Raw genomic sequence first — 12,010 nt, 5'->3', positions numbered from 1 at the left:
TCGCGAAGGCGATCCATCTAGTGGCAGTGATGGTGACTGACCCACCGCTTTCGTCGGATCGCCGCCCGGAGCAAGCCCGCTCCCACAAGGACCACGGTTCAGCCTGCCAGATGTTGCTCGGCCCACTCCCGCACCCCGGCATACGGATAATCCTCCAGCGCCGCAAACCCCGAAATCGACCGCGCCTTGAGCCTGGTGAACAACGGCACACTGATCCCGCACAGAAACCGTGTCACGCGTTCAGCCGAGGGCACGTTGCCCGTGTGCTGCTCGTGCCTGTGGATAAAACCGCCACACAGTGCCTCGAAATTCTTATCCACAAGGGCCGGCAACTCCGGTGGTGCCGGTAGCCGCGCCACTTGCCCATGACACACCGAACAATGCCCGCATTGCTGCGGCGCATTGTGGTCGCCGAAATACTCGGCCAGGCGATAACCCAGGCAACGGTCGGTGGCGAACAGGTCCAGCATCGCGTGAATCCGCGCGACCTCGGTGCGCTCATGCCGAGTGAAATAGCCGTGCAGTTCCTCGCTCAACGCGGCGCTGTCGAACCCGCTTTGCAGCACGCTGTAGACCTCGGTCATCTGCTTGCTTTCGAGCTCCACCCAGCCCTTCTCCTGGAAGTAATCCAGTGCCTTGACCACCCGACTGCGCTCGGCCTGATGCTGCTCGTACAACGCCTCGAAATTCACCGTGGCCCAGGTCCGTGCGCGGCTGGAGGTCTGGATGATCGCCGCGACAAAATCCCTGCGCTCGCCCTCGAAGCGTGCCAATAGCGCCTCGGGCTCCTGAACATACTTGAAACGGTACTCGGCGTAGTACGCGTAGCGCGGGGCGATCAACCCGCGCAACTCGAGCTGCACCAGCAAGGTCTTGAGCGGCAACTGGCGAATATTGCTCTGATCGGCCAACGGCCCCAGCAGAAACTCCCACTGCCCTTCGGTTGCGGCGGCATGCATCTCGTCAAGCACGCAACGGATGCCATCGAGCTCGGGCGTGTCGCCGTAGACGAAGTTCTCCAGCACGTTGAGGCTGTCGCGGTTGGCCAACACCAGGCAGTCCGACGGCTGCCCGTCACGCCCGGCGCGGCCGATTTCCTGGCTGTAGTTTTCGATGGATTTGGGCAGGTCGAAATGCACCACGTTGCGGATGTCACTCTTGTCGATGCCCATGCCGAAAGCGATGGTGGCGACGATGCAATTGGACTGCCCGCCCATGAATCGACGCTGGATCGCTTCCCGTTGCTCATGGGGCAACCCGGCGTGATAAGCCTCGGCCTGAATGCCGTTGCGGTTCAGATGTTCGGCGATGTGCTCGGCGGTTTTCTGCAAGGTGACATAGACGATGCTCGGCTGGTCCGGACGCTGGCTCATCCATTCGACCAGACGCCTGCGCTTGTCCGCTCCGCGAACCGGTTCCACCAGCAAATTGAGGTTCGGACGATAGAAACCGGTGGTCACCACATCGTTGGCGGCGATGGCGAATTTCGCCTGCATGTCGGCGATGACCTTGGGCGTCGCCGTTGCGGTCAACAACAACACCTGAGGGATGTTGAACTGGCGTTGATAGTCGGGAAGCTTGAGGTAGTCCGGGCGAAAGTTATGTCCCCATTCGGAAATGCAGTGCGCCTCGTCCACCACCAGCAGCGAAATCGGTACTTGCTGCAAAAAATGCCGGAAGCGCTCGTTCTTCAGGCGCTCCACGGAGATCATCAAAATCTTCAGTTCGCCGGATTTTGCCCGGGTCATGACATCGCTGGCGTCATCGCGACTCTGCGCCGAATCGATACTGCCCGCCGAGATGCCGTGGCGTTGCAGGAACGCCAGTTGATCCTGCATCAACGCCAGCAGCGGTGAGACCACCAGCGTCAGGTGCGGCAGCAACAGCGCCGGCAATTGGTAGCAAAGGGACTTGCCGGAACCGGTGGGGAAAATCGCCGCCGCCGAGCGCCCCGCCAGCACGGCACTGACGGCCGCCTCCTGACCGGGTCGAAATTGTGGATAACCGAAAACCTGTTCCAGGGTGTTGTGCATAAGCTGTCACTCCGTTGACTGCTGCGGAGTCAAAAGCCTGGCCGGCGATCGCAGCGAGTCGAGAAAAGGTCGGGGGCAAAAACGATACCGGATCATACAGCGGATGGCTGGAAGGGCTTGAGATCGCTTTCGCGAGCAGGCTCGCGAAGAGGCCAGCACACCCACCGCAAAACTCGAAATACCCGACATTGTCCGAGGCCCCCTCTACCGAGATTTACTGCGAAGCGGCTGAAAACGCTGTAAGCATTTTTACCTCTCGCCATTCCACGTTGAAAACCCAGCCCCAACGTGTAGTCCGCTTCCTCAAAATATGACAAAACCCTTACAAAGCCTGTCGATCTCAGCCGTCTTGTCCCGTAACGCCATACCCTCCTATAGTTTCCAGCGCGGCTGAAAACAGTGTCTCGGCCTGCCGGGAACACTTGCCGATTTCGCACAGGACCCATTCAATGAAAAACCCCGACTCACTGACAACCCGCTACCACCCACTCAAGACCCGCTACAGCGAAACCCCGGTGCTGGTCATCGATACCGAGGCCGACCCCTTCGAGATCCTCGACGCCGCCCGACAACGCATCCACGCCGCCAGCGACCTGCTCGAAACCCTCTATTGCATGTGCTTCAAACAGGCCAATGCCAGCGACATCCCCAAGATCGTCAGCGCGCTGTACCTGCTGACCCAGGACGGCAATGACCTGCTCGACATCGCCCGCCAGCGCTTGCCGAAACTCACCGGCTGAAAAACACCACAACCGCCTGTGGGAGCGAGCCTGCTCGCGAAGAACGATAACGCGGTCCTTCTGCGGACATGCAAGTTCTGGATATTTCGCTGTGGATAACTCCGTCAGCAACGACCTATGGAAGCTTCGGCAAGGTCCTACAAAACAAGACAACTTGTCGGCTATCGCCAGCCAGTGGCTCGAACATATAGTCCGGACTGTCGCTGCCAAATCAGCGATCAGGTTTGGTCACCTGAGAACAACGCACATAGTTGTGCCATCATTCGCGCCGCGGACATCTATGTCCTCGCAGTGCATTGTCATGGCGACTGTGTGCGGGACGCCTTCGGGCGAGCCGAGTTGTTGTTCTCGGTTGACCAAGCCTGCGCACAGTCCGCCTCCCATCGTTTGGTCACGGTGCTGGCGGTTAATTAACAACAAACCGAGTACATGCCATGTCAACTCTGAACCCGTTTCCAAATCGCTACCGCCCACTCCACACCAACCTCACCGACACCCCGCCCCTGATCATCGACACAGAGGCCAACCCCCAAGACATCCTCGAAGCCGCCCTCCAGCGCATCCGGGCCTCCAGCGAACTGCTGCAAACCCTGCACTGCCAATGCTTCAAACACGGCGGTCTCGAAGACATCCCGCACATCACCCACGCGCTCTACCTGCTGACCCAGGACGGCTGCGACCTGCTCAAGGTCGCCCAACAACGCATGCTGAACTGGAAAGCCCCAGCCTGACGCCATTCATCAGAGCACCTAAGTGGCATTATTCTGGCTATTTAAATAAAAAACAGCTGGAATAATGGCAGTTATCATCCCTTCCTTAAGGAAATCAGCGTCACGAGAATGGTGTCTTTTTCAATGTCCCAATCGCAGCTCACCTTTTCCTTAAGTGCTATTATTCTGGCAGTTATAGCGCCCTAATGAAGGAATATTGGCACATGGCCAAGAAGACAGCTCCACTCTTGCCCGCCGCTTCCAGACTACTTTCCGAGTTCGGCGAGCGACTGAAACTCGCTCGCCTACGCCGCAAACTCACAGCTAAACAAGTCGCTGAGAGGGCGGGCATGTCACTGACAACTTTGCGCTCCCTGGAATCAGGTGGCTCAGGGGTGACCATCGGAGCCTACCTGTCTGTCATGCAAGTTCTGGGTCTGGAAAAAGACTTGAGCAAACTCGCGGCAGCCGATGAAGTGGGCCGTCAACTGCAGGACGCACAACTGAAATCCAGCACCACCTCCACCGCAGGCTCAAGCCAGCGAACACGCAGAACGAGTGCAGTGAAAACAAATGCTCCAATACCTGAAAAAGGCACTGGAGTGATTGAAAGCGCCAGCACAGCAGACCTATCCGCTGACTACCCCTTCAACACCCACTCGCTTTCCAATCTGTTGACCCAGAAAAAAACCAAGTCCACGACGGGTGATAAATGACTCAGATTGCGGTGTATGCCGATTGGGAATCCTTGAATGGACCCAGACGTCTCGGCTTCCTGCATGCCCGAAAGGCCCGCTCCACAGAAGTCTTCGAATTTGAGTACGACAAGGCTGCGCTGGCAGATCCCGAGTTGAACTTCACACCCCTGGACCCTCGAATCGGGCTCTATGAAGGTCGTCAGTTCCCGGGGCAACATCAAAACCGATTTGGCGTGTTCGCTGATTCAAGCCCGGATCGGTGGGGTCAATTACTGATGAAGCGACGACTGGAGCGCGATATCCGCGACGGCCTGGCTGCCAAAGGCAGCAAGCTCCAAGAGTCGGATTTCCTGTTAGGCGTGCATGATCTCTATCGGGTCGGTGCAATCCGCTACAAGCTCAATGACCAAGGCAACTTTCTCGATGATCGTGATGGCGTGGCCGCCCCACCGTTCATTGAGCTGCGGGCTTTGGAACAAGCAAGCCGAGCTCTGGAAAACGATCCGGACAACACCTCACTCGATGGCCGCGAGTGGCTGAGAATGCTGATCGCACCAGGAGGCTCACTGGGTGGCGCCCGCCCCAAGGCCAGCGTTGCAGACGAGCAGGGGCACTTGTGGATTGCCAAGTTCCCCAGCACCCGCGATGACTATGACATTGGCGCTTGGGAACTGGTGGTGAATGCCTTGGCCAATCATTGTGGTCTGCGAGTCGCGACCGGTATCGCCCGACGCTATGCCAGTGATCATCATTGCTTCATGGTCAAGCGCTTCGACCGCACTGAACGGGGTGGCCGACTGCACTTTGCCTCAGGCATGACCATGACTGATCGCATTGACGGTGACGATGCCTCAGTCGGCGCGAGCTACCTTGAGTTGGCTGAAGTGCTCATGGAGCACGGCTCGGAAACCAAAGCAGACTTACGGGAATTGTGGTCTCGGATTGTGTTCAACATCCTGGTCTCCAACAGCGACGACCACCTGCGTAACCATGGCTTTATCCTTGATCCGGGTCGTGGATGGCGATTGTCTGCCGCCTATGACATGAACCCGGTGGCCTATGCCGACGGCTTGAAGCTCAACATCACCGATACCGATAACGCACTGGATCTGGAGCTGGCCCGGGAAGTGGCAGAGTATTTTCGGGTCAGTCGTGCGGATGCAGAAAACATCATCGACAGCTTCAAAGAAGTTGTCAGCCAATGGCCAACACTAGCGGGGGCATTGGGGCTATCGAAACGTGAGCAGGATAATATGGCGCCTGCATTTCGATTAGCGGAGCCTACGTCATGAACCTCGCCCCCAACCTCCCCGACGACGACTTGATGCAGCAACTCATGCAATTGCTGCATGAAGAACTCGGCTTCCCCGAACGCAAAACCATCAACCTCGGCACCTCGATCAATTTCGACCTGGGCTGCAACGGTGCAGACGCCCGGCATTTGATCGAAACCCTGGAAGACCACTTCGCCATCGATTTCGTGGATTTCGACAGTTATCGCTATTTCCAGCCCGACGGCTTTGACGTGAATCTAAAGCGAAAGGCCAAGGGTCGCGGCGAGAAGGTGCCATTGACCCTCGACATGCTCTACCGGGCCATCAAGGCCCAACGCTGGGACACGGATGAGCTCGAAGGTCTATGACGGCCCGACGCATTCTGACTTGCCCGCGAAAAACCGAATTTTGCGCACAAAAAAACCGCCCTCTCAAGACTTATACCGTAACGGTACATAGTTCAGGGGCGGATAGCTCAGAAGCCAACCTGGTCAAGGGTCTGGCCCATCTGAGTTAGCGATGTATCGCTACCAAGCGGATCTGGCAAATCTCTCCCTTCGCAAGGGCGACAAGCTCCTCGAAGGAAGTCGGCGATGCGAGAATGGCTTGTCGATCGGGGTCGACGCTGTCCGCGTAGAGCCAAGCTGCGAGGTCACGGTATATCAAACAAAGAATCAGGCCATAGAAAATGGCATGACCAAAGAAATATGCATTGTAGAGGGCAGCAGTGCATTTAGTTTCGACCACAGCACTGAAGGTGCAATCAAAAACCATATCAACAAATTATGCCAGTGCGGAGTTAGAAACGCTTACATTGAGTCAGCCCACACAGAGTCCCAAATGGGCATGAAGGGCATATCCTACATAAATCTGGTTAGGTTCAAATAGCACCTAACAAACAATGCGTATATGGACACTCCTCATAAGTAGTGAGTAAAGCTCTTCCAACCCTGTCGTCAGTGCGGTTGCATTCGTATATTCGGCCTGTAGTGGGCGTTACCGCCCTGGCCACTCTGTAGTTCGCGCAGCGGGGATAACCATGGACAGTCCACGATTAGTCAGACAAAATCGAAATAGATAACCGTGGTCTGTCCCCTATTGTCACGACCCTTTTGCAGCCTGATGGCACCGAAGATCGACACCAGCATCACCACCTCGGCGTGTTCGACCGCTTCATTGGTGGCTGCCATCACGCCCAGCGCCGAAGCCTACGTCGTCAAGCCGTCATACTCGCAGGCACGCCGATAGCCAAAGCCATCCCGCACAGACTGATCATTCGTCCGATAGATTTCAACTGCTTGCTCCTCACTTGTCCGCATTGAGCCCGTTGAAATGCGGACGATACGTTCCAAAGTCCTTCGTCTTGGAGGCTAAGTGACCCTGAGGATTTCGATGCCCCGGGCCGTCCGGGCCGGGGCCATCCGTTGTGTTCAGAACCAGCAGGAAGCCTTCACACCGAACTCGCGCACCATGGTCACCGACAGGTCTGGGCACAATTTGAACCTATCTGGCACCGGCCGTTGCCTCGGGGCGATCTCTCAACGTGACCAACCCGTTCCGCACGCCGGCAACCATCACACCGCCAGGCAGGAAATTGATTGACAGCATCGGGCTGTCCAGCCTCTTTCCACTTCCAATAAATATTTCTGAAGCTAGTTTGCCAGTCTGGAAATCGAGGGCACTGAGATAAAATGCGCCCAGCTTGTCTCCATCGCCCGATTTCATAGTGTATTGATAAACATAACCATCGGCAGTCGAAAGTTTGGGTGGAACCTTTGACGAAACCGCGTAATTCTCCCAGATCGTGTTGCATCCACTGTATCCAGGCCTGACATCGACTCTCGCAAGCCCGGGTTCGGATGCTGCCGGTTCAAAGAACTTCGACCCATAATTATTTTGAATTACAAGTGACTTTCCATAACCCACAAATGTATTATCAAGATATCCTCTATCTTCTTTAAACACGGGATGCTCACATACGACCCTGGAGCTGCTTGCCATTGCTGCGCTATCGGTTTTAAGTACCAGCACCCTCGCAAAGCGATGCGAGTCATCGTTCAAACCGAATGAGATCAACTTACCTTCATCGAACAGCGTCGGAGCGGTCAAATCACCACTTGAGTTGGACTGTCCATATTCATATCGCCAGCGAGTGATAATCTTTCCATCATCATCTATTTCAAAGCGATAAAGTGCCATGGTAGTGAGTACGAACGTCGCATCCGCGTTCAACGCCAGTGCCGTACCTGAAACCTCACCCCCCGGAAGTTTCATACGTTCTATCTTACCGGTCATTTGGTTGATGTAGCCGACATAGCCATACATCGTGCTAAACCAGAGATTATTTTTCCAGTCAGGATGAACATCTGAAATTGGTTGGCCATCAGGCAAGGCGCTGCTTAGGTCATACTCTTTTTCAAGAGACCATTTGTATTGGTCATTGCTTCCAACAATAGAATATATCTGAACTTTTTGTTCCGGGTTCGCCACGATGGCCCGACCCAGAGCGTCGAGGCCGGTGTACCATCCCATTCCCGGCTCCAGGAAATTCATTTTCTTGCTGGTCGTGGCGACCTGCGCCGCGACCTTGAAATTGTTCTTGGGATCAAAAAGCACCAGCTGGCTCGGATTGCCCAAGCCGACGCACAAGGACGCCAGTTTTTCACCAGGCGTCATGAGCATGGGCGTGCACATCGAAATCTCGTTGCCGGGGCGTGTCGGCACATATGTCGCTATTGGCGCGATCCCGAGAGGCCCCGCATATGGCGTGGTACTGGAATTATACGTATCCCCATGAACCCCGCCGCTCGCGGTTTCATCCATAAGAAATGGATGGTCTGGCATAGGCAGTCTCGACAGGGGGTGCGGAATCAGCGGGTGGCTTCCAACCAGCGTTGGCACCCTGATTCCGTCTGCCACTTGAAATTCGCGGTTTGCCGATCCGTTGGCCAGGTGGCCAATATCGCCAGCCCCCCCGAGGATCTCCCGAAAGGCGGTCAGCGAGAGGGGCAGCTTATCCGCAACCAGGAACTTTATACCAATACAGGCCAGCACCAGCATCGAAGCTGACAGAAGAATATAGATCTTTTTCCTGGACCTGCGCTCATGGATATTTGTTGGCATGATTGGCAAATTCCGGATTAATTGAGAAGCCGCCATTGTCGAGCGCGCGCAAGCATCATTCTTCGTCCAATGGGACTATACCAAGGCCCGCTCGAGTCGCCTCCGAGGAAGACTTTCCTGGAGGCGCTCAAGGAGCACCCGTCGGTAGGCGTGGCGGCTAATTCCTCGAACAGCCGCCACGGACTTACTTCAATGGCGCATCAGCCGCCGCTGCAGCCATCACCCCGTACAAGGTATTCAAGGATATGCTACTGACCCTTGGAGTCCTCATAGGTCTGCGTGTAGGCACGACCTCACAGGCGTAGGGAAGGGGGGCTGTGGCGATGACCTTGGCAATACAGGTTCATCGAGTAGTTGTAGATCTCCACTGGCAGTTCATTGGACGCATCCATGCTTGCCAGGGCAAGGGGGCAAAGGCTGGCCGATACCCTGGATACGCTATCGAGCAATGGCATGTGCAGTGCCGGCGCCGGGCACGACCGGCAAGCTGCCGAAGCGCCCGCCGTGCTGCCGCCCTTTGGCTTAATCGTTAGCCGCTAGGGAGATCGTGGTGCTGAATGTCGGAGAGCAACTGGTGTCATCGTATCTGCGGTACATCCGCAAATGCGACTTCATTCAAACCAATCTCTACCCCGTTGAGGCTCACGGCGAGATCGACGTTGTGGGCATCAATCTCAAAGAGAAGCAGGTCTACATTTGTGAGGTTGCCATTCACCTGACTACAGGACTCCAGTACGTCAAGGACAAACGGCCCAACAACGTACAGAAACTCACCGATAAATTCTCAAGAGACATTGAGTACGCAAACAAGTACCTGTCGGAGTACAGCCGACACTTCATGCTTTGGAGCCCACTTGTTAAGGACAGCCAAGGCCAAGCGACGTACAACCAGCTCGGGCAACTGGACGGCCTCAATGAAGAACTGGGCGGCGTTGAGCAGTAGCTCAACCGCGATCTGTACGGCAGTGACTTCACCTGGGTGGTCGGCGAATGGTTGGTGGGGCATAGCAAGCCGGCCGAGCTAATGACCCTGGAGCGTCGCGAGTGGGGCAACTTACGGTCGAGCTTGATCCAGTGGCTGTGAGGCGGGGCCACGCTCGACACCTCGTTAATTGCGCTGAAGAGTTCCCCACACTCACCACGTCTGAGACGCGGCGCGGATCGCGGGTGGCGACCAGTATTGCTTTGTCATACACGTGCTGCACCTCGAACCAGATCGAGCAGGAACCGGCGCGGACGAACCAGCCGGGCTGGACGCCGATCTGCTTGAGGTTGGTGTTGGCTTCGACGCGGATGACGCGGGGGTAGGTCTGTTCGTCACTCATCTTTTGTATCCCCATATTCGGCTGCATTGCATTTCGGGCATGGAATATCGCCGCCGTTATGCAAAGCGCCACCCGGTTCATCGCAGCTGTCTTCGTCCCAGAGAAAACCATCAATGCACTGAGCGTCAAGATACGGAGCGCCAAAGTGCTTGCCGTGATAGTCGCAACCCAGTGCGGCTGGAGAATTCGGTGTGAGCCCCTGAAGCTGTCAGCATCTATCCGTACACACGGTCAACTCGCCGGAACCTGCAAACTCTGCCGAGGAGCACAACGTGGTCATGCATAAGACTGGGCCTCGCCTACATGCCATGCTAAATCATGGTATGGCTTTCACATCTACGGATAAAAAAATACCCCTCATAGAGGGGTATTGATGCAGTAACTGGCTGAAAAGGGCCTAACTATGTATTCCCAAGAGGGGGGGAATAACCGAGGGGCGGCTTCTTCGTTAGCTCAATCCAACACTTACAGCTTTGGACCCGCAGCCTTGATCGCGTCGCTCACTTCGAACTTCTTGAAGTTCTCGATGAACAGGCCGGCCAGTGCTTTGGCGGCTTCGTCGTAGGCGGCTTTATCGGCCCAGGTGTTGCGTGGGTTCAGCAGGCCAGTCTCAACGCCCGGTACGGCCACTGGCACGTCGAGGTTGATGGTATCCAGGTGCTCGGTCTCGGTACCGATCAGCGCGCCGCTCTGGATCGCTGCGATCACGGCACGAGTGGTCGGGATGTTGAAGCGTTTGCCGACGCCGTAGCCACCACCGGTCCAGCCGGTGTTGACCAGGTAGACCTTGGAACCGAAGCCGCGGATGCGCTTGATCAGCAGCTCAGCGTATTCGCCGGCCGGACGCGGGAAGAACGGTGCGCCGAAGCAGGTGGAGAAGGTCGACTTGATGCCGCTGCCCGAACCCATTTCGGTCGAACCGACCAGAGCGGTGTAGCCGGACAGGAAGTGGTAAGCCGCTTGTTCTTCGTTGAGGATCGACACTGGCGGCAGCACGCCGGTCAGGTCGCAGGTCAGGAAGATCACAGCGTTCGGCTCGCCACCGAGGTTCTTCTCGGAGCGCTTGGCAACGTGCTCCAGCGGGTAGGCGGCGCGGCTGTTCTGGGTCAGGCTGACATCGGCGTAGTCGGCGTGCTTGGCGTCGTCGATAACGACGTTTTCCAATACCGCACCGTGCTTGATGGCTTTCCAGATAACCGGCTCGTTCTTCTCGGACAGGTCAATGCACTTGGCATAGCAACCGCCTTCGATGTTGAACACAACGCCTTCACCCCAGCCGTGCTCGTCGTCACCGATCAGGTAACGGCTTTCGTCGGCCGACAGGGTGGTCTTGCCGGTACCGGACAGACCGAAGAACAGGGTCACGTCGCCCTCTTCGCCGATGTTGGCGGCGCAGTGCATTGGCAGTACGTCGGCAGCCGGCAGCAGGAAGTTCTGCACCGAGAACATGGCTTTCTTCATTTCACCGGCGTAACGCATGCCGGCGATCAGCACTTTCTTCTGTGCGAAGTTGAGGATCACGCAGCCGTCGGAGTTGGTGCCGTCACGCTCTGGCACGCACTCGAAGTTGGCAACGTTGAGGACCTGCCACTCGTCACGACCCGCCGGGTTGTACTGAGCCGGGTTGATGAACAGGCAACGGCCGAACAGGTTCTGCCAGGCAGTCTGGGTGGTCATCTTCACGGCCAGGTAGTGCTCGGAAGCCGCACCTACATGCACGTGGGAAACGAAATGCTCTTGCGCGTTGTTGAATGCCTCAACGCGAGCCCACAGGGCGTCGAACTTGTCGGCCGGGAACTTGCGGTTGATCGGGCCCCAGGCGATAGCGGCCTGGGTGCTTGGCTCTTCAACGATGAAACGGTCGACTGGCGAACGGCCGGTACGGTGACCGGTACGAACAACCAGTGCGCCGGTATCGGCAAGCTCGCCTTCACCGCGATTGAGGGCTTCTTTAACCAGATCATCAACACTCAGATCGGTGTACACGGCATTGTTGGCTTGCGTCATGAGGTTCCCCGTCGGCCAGTGGCCGAGTGCTCCAAACGTTTTTGTAGTAGAAAGTCGTGCACTACTACCGCGAAAAAAGTGGGCCGGATTATGCCAGAAA

At 56.6% G+C, this 12,010-nt stretch carries 10 protein-coding genes and 1 pseudogene; 7 read left to right on the top strand and 4 right to left on the bottom strand.

From position 1 onward, the window contains the following. Positions 1 to 98: 98 nt before the first annotated feature. The gene (locus tag ACMDB8_RS00665; protein WP_056726906.1) at positions 99 to 2,033 is read right to left on the bottom strand and encodes a RecQ family ATP-dependent DNA helicase; all 1,935 of its coding nucleotides are present in this window, start codon (positions 2,031 to 2,033) and stop codon (positions 99 to 101) included. Positions 2,034 to 2,482: 449 nt separating this feature from the next. Here ACMDB8_RS00665 and ACMDB8_RS00660 point away from each other — a divergent pair, with 449 nt between their 5' ends. The 5 genes from ACMDB8_RS00660 (at position 2,483) to ACMDB8_RS00640 (ending at position 5,823) form a co-directional block, all read left to right on the top strand. Further along, entirely contained in the window at positions 2,483 to 2,773 is a 291-nt protein-coding gene (locus ACMDB8_RS00660; protein ID WP_056726907.1) for a hypothetical protein, read from the top strand. Positions 2,774 to 3,207: 434 nt separating this feature from the next. Next, entirely contained in the window at positions 3,208 to 3,504 is a 297-nt protein-coding gene (locus ACMDB8_RS00655) for a hypothetical protein (RefSeq protein ID WP_056726908.1), read from the top strand. 203 nt (positions 3,505 to 3,707) lie between these two features. Continuing rightward, on the top strand, positions 3,708 to 4,199 hold the full coding sequence (locus ACMDB8_RS00650) for a helix-turn-helix domain-containing protein (protein ID WP_056726909.1): 492 nt from the start codon (positions 3,708 to 3,710) through the stop codon (positions 4,197 to 4,199). Then, positions 4,196 to 5,473, top strand: coding sequence for a type II toxin-antitoxin system HipA family toxin (locus tag ACMDB8_RS00645; RefSeq protein WP_409079089.1), 1,278 nt, complete (start codon positions 4,196 to 4,198; stop codon positions 5,471 to 5,473). The genes ACMDB8_RS00650 and ACMDB8_RS00645 overlap by 4 nt, the downstream gene beginning before the upstream one ends. Further along, a complete protein-coding gene (locus ACMDB8_RS00640; RefSeq protein ID WP_223541936.1) occupies positions 5,470 to 5,823 on the top strand; it encodes a DUF1493 family protein in 354 nt (117 codons plus the stop codon). The genes ACMDB8_RS00645 and ACMDB8_RS00640 overlap by 4 nt, the downstream gene beginning before the upstream one ends. Positions 5,824 to 6,513: 690 nt before the next feature. On the opposite strand, the gene ACMDB8_RS00635 is transcribed toward ACMDB8_RS00640, so the two are convergent. Both ACMDB8_RS00635 and ACMDB8_RS00630 read right to left on the bottom strand, forming a co-directional pair. After that, entirely contained in the window at positions 6,514 to 6,645 is a 132-nt protein-coding gene (locus ACMDB8_RS00635) for a hypothetical protein (protein WP_269083127.1), read from the bottom strand. A gap of 313 nt (positions 6,646 to 6,958) precedes the next feature. Continuing rightward, on the bottom strand, positions 6,959 to 8,578 hold the full coding sequence (locus tag ACMDB8_RS00630; RefSeq protein WP_409079088.1) for a hypothetical protein: 1,620 nt from the start codon (positions 8,576 to 8,578) through the stop codon (positions 6,959 to 6,961). A 550-nt stretch (positions 8,579 to 9,128) separates the two neighbouring features. Between ACMDB8_RS00630 and ACMDB8_RS00625 the strand changes: the two genes are divergently transcribed. Together ACMDB8_RS00625 and ACMDB8_RS00620 are read left to right on the top strand one after the other, a co-directional pair. Continuing rightward, on the top strand, positions 9,129 to 9,521 hold the full coding sequence (locus ACMDB8_RS00625; RefSeq protein ID WP_056726914.1) for a hypothetical protein: 393 nt from the start codon (positions 9,129 to 9,131) through the stop codon (positions 9,519 to 9,521). A gap of 3 nt (positions 9,522 to 9,524) precedes the next feature. Further along, positions 9,525 to 9,650 (top strand): annotated as a pseudogene (locus ACMDB8_RS00620) (hypothetical protein); the annotation flags it as partial. 718 nt (positions 9,651 to 10,368) lie between these two features. On the opposite strand, the gene ACMDB8_RS00615 reads toward ACMDB8_RS00620, so the two are convergent. Then, positions 10,369 to 11,910 (bottom strand): phosphoenolpyruvate carboxykinase, encoded by a 1,542-nt coding sequence (locus tag ACMDB8_RS00615; RefSeq protein WP_056726915.1) that lies wholly within the window; start codon positions 11,908 to 11,910, stop codon positions 10,369 to 10,371. Positions 11,911 to 12,010: the final 100 nt, after the last annotated feature.

Source organism: Pseudomonas monachiensis, assembly GCF_047345015.1.
Taxonomy (GTDB): domain Bacteria; phylum Pseudomonadota; class Gammaproteobacteria; order Pseudomonadales; family Pseudomonadaceae; genus Aquipseudomonas; species Aquipseudomonas monachiensis.
The sequence above is the reverse complement of the archived record's forward strand: the minus strand, read 5'-3'. Positions and strand labels throughout refer to the sequence as shown.

Bases quoted from the DNA above. Each gene is read 5' to 3' on its own strand.
- ACMDB8_RS00665 (WP_056726906.1), bottom strand. From the start codon at position 2,033: ATGCACAACACCCTGGAACAGGTTTTCGGTTATCCACAATTTCGACCC.
- ACMDB8_RS00655 (WP_056726908.1), top strand. From the start codon at position 3,208: ATGTCAACTCTGAACCCGTTTCCAAATCGCTACCGCCCACTCCACACC.
- ACMDB8_RS00635 (WP_269083127.1), bottom strand. From the start codon at position 6,645: ATGGCAGCCACCAATGAAGCGGTCGAACACGCCGAGGTGGTGATGCTG.
- ACMDB8_RS00645 (WP_409079089.1), top strand. From the start codon at position 4,196: ATGACTCAGATTGCGGTGTATGCCGATTGGGAATCCTTGAATGGACCC.
- ACMDB8_RS00650 (WP_056726909.1), top strand. From the start codon at position 3,708: ATGGCCAAGAAGACAGCTCCACTCTTGCCCGCCGCTTCCAGACTACTT.
- ACMDB8_RS00660 (WP_056726907.1), top strand. From the start codon at position 2,483: ATGAAAAACCCCGACTCACTGACAACCCGCTACCACCCACTCAAGACC.
- ACMDB8_RS00640 (WP_223541936.1), top strand. From the start codon at position 5,470: ATGAACCTCGCCCCCAACCTCCCCGACGACGACTTGATGCAGCAACTC.
- ACMDB8_RS00630 (WP_409079088.1), bottom strand. From the start codon at position 8,578: ATGCCAACAAATATCCATGAGCGCAGGTCCAGGAAAAAGATCTATATT.
- ACMDB8_RS00615 (WP_056726915.1), bottom strand. From the start codon at position 11,910: ATGACGCAAGCCAACAATGCCGTGTACACCGATCTGAGTGTTGATGAT.